The 1,733-nt window shown below is 42.6% G+C and carries 1 protein-coding gene and 4 tRNA genes; 4 read left to right on the top strand and 1 reads right to left on the bottom strand.

Annotation, left to right across the window (positions count from 1 at the left end; genetic code table 11):
* The first annotated feature begins 54 nt into the window (after positions 1-54).
* Positions 55-128 (top strand) — tRNA-Cys (locus tag AB4507_RS22970).
* A 75-nt stretch (positions 129-203) separates the two neighbouring features.
* Here the strand turns inward: AB4507_RS22970 and AB4507_RS22965 are convergent.
* The gene (locus tag AB4507_RS22965) at positions 204-992 is read right to left on the bottom strand and encodes a lipase family protein (protein ID WP_372057413.1); all 789 of its coding nucleotides are present in this window, start codon (positions 990-992) and stop codon (positions 204-206) included.
* Between the two features lie 349 nt (positions 993-1,341).
* On the opposite strand from AB4507_RS22965, the gene AB4507_RS22960 reads away from it, so the two are divergent.
* The 3 genes from AB4507_RS22960 (at position 1,342) to AB4507_RS22950 (ending at position 1,690) form a co-directional block, all read left to right on the top strand.
* Positions 1,342-1,428, top strand: a tRNA-Leu gene (locus tag AB4507_RS22960).
* A gap of 67 nt (positions 1,429-1,495) precedes the next feature.
* Positions 1,496-1,569, top strand: a tRNA-Cys gene (locus tag AB4507_RS22955).
* A 45-nt stretch (positions 1,570-1,614) separates the two neighbouring features.
* Positions 1,615-1,690, top strand: a tRNA-Gly gene (locus AB4507_RS22950).
* The last annotated feature ends 43 nt before the right edge of the window (positions 1,691-1,733 follow it).

The raw sequence follows: 1,733 nt of genomic DNA, 5'->3' as shown, positions 1-1,733 counted from the left end.
TATTACCTCGCTTGGTATTGATCAAAAGAGTTGTTCTCTTAAAATACTATTGAAGGCGCCTTGGCAGAGTGGCTATGCAGCGGATTGCAAATCCGTGGACCTCGGTTCGACTCCGGGAGGCGCCTCCATCATTCAGAAAAAACCAGTCCTAGTGACTGGTTTTTTCGTTTTTGACCCCGCTAAAAGCTTCCTACGTACCCATTTCAATGCTTATCAAAGAAATCTTTGTTACGGATATACTTGCTCATTAAGTGGTAAGAGAAAGGTCTTATCAGCCAACTAAAGATAGAGCGACCAAGGCGGATTAATGTAGGAGTGTTCTCATAGATTCGTCCGTTATAAAGCCAAAGCACTTTACCTACATGCCAATAGAGCAAAGGAACCGGTGGCATGAAGGTCACGATGTCGATGTCACAGCAAATTCGGTAGGTCTTCTTACTCATGCGATAGTGCTTTCGAAAGCTCCAATCACCAATGGCGGGTTGGCCAAAAGTCACTATTCGTTTAATACAGCCTGGGTACTTTTGATCAAAGTAATCAGCGAAGACACAACCGATAGCGCCTCCGGAAGAGTGGCCAGTAATAGACACTCTTTTTCCTTGTTCGATGAGAGGTGTGAGCGTGGCTTCCAAGCGCTCAATAACGGTTAAGCCAAGCTTATCTTCATTACGACTTGGCTGGCTCTCTTGAAACATTAGATGGTAGAAACCCGCATGCACACGATAATTGAGCCCAATTCTCTTACAGCTTCTTGTCCATAGAGCAAAGGTTAGTAGCCAATCTGAGATACTGTGCGATCCTTTGATTACCACAACCACTTCATCTTTGTCGCTACTCCACAACACTCTAATCATGGTTTTACCAAACTGGTTCTTGATGATGCGTTGTCCATTAGGGTCAAAACCATAGCGAGTCTGCTTAAAAACTCTAGGGTAGGCGAGGTTACAAAGAACGGCATAGCGCTCATATTGATATTGTTTTAGTGGTTTCACATGTTTACTTCTTAATAAGAGTTACTTCAAACTCTAATCGTTGAATGTGAAAAGCACATGAAAACGCCATTTGCTTGGTTTAAAACAATAAAATCACCGCATTCAATTGGTATTTGAATCAATGGTTGTCAGTGATTTGTCCGTTTAAATTAGAAATCCAAGTATAAGAACCGTACAAGCTGCACTAAATTTATTCTTTTGAGTTCGATAATTAATCACTTGAATTAAAAGATAAAATTTATTGTTGACGAATTTTTTCCTTCCGTTAAAGTACACCTCGTTCTCACGGCTTAGGTCGCTGAGAGATGGTGTTTTTACTTTTCAGTAATCGGCCTCGCAAGATTGCGTTGCCCTGGTGGTGGAATTGGTAGACACAAGGGATTTAAAATCCCTCGGCGTTCGCGCTGTGCCGGTTCAAGTCCGGCCCGGGGCACCATCTATCTAGCTTCTACATTTTGAGTAGAGTGATGAACAAAGAGTTGTTCTCTTAAATCACTATTAAAGGCGCCTTGGCAGAGTGGCTATGCAGCGGATTGCAAATCCGTGGACCTCGGTTCGACTCCGGGAGGCGCCTCCATTCTTTCTCTTAGTTTGATAAGTTAAGAGATAATAAGAATGAAATGCGATACTAGCTCAGTTGGTAGAGCGCAACCTTGCCAAGGTTGAGGTCATCGGTTCGAACCCGATGTATCGCTCCAAATTTTGTAGTGTTGATTCATTTCGACATTAAGATGGTGTTTT

The organism is Vibrio sp. 10N.222.54.A3 (genome assembly GCF_041474095.1).
GTDB lineage: Bacteria > Pseudomonadota > Gammaproteobacteria > Enterobacterales > Vibrionaceae > Vibrio > Vibrio crassostreae_C.
The sequence above is the reverse complement of the archived record's forward strand: the minus strand, read 5'-3'. Positions and strand labels throughout refer to the sequence as shown.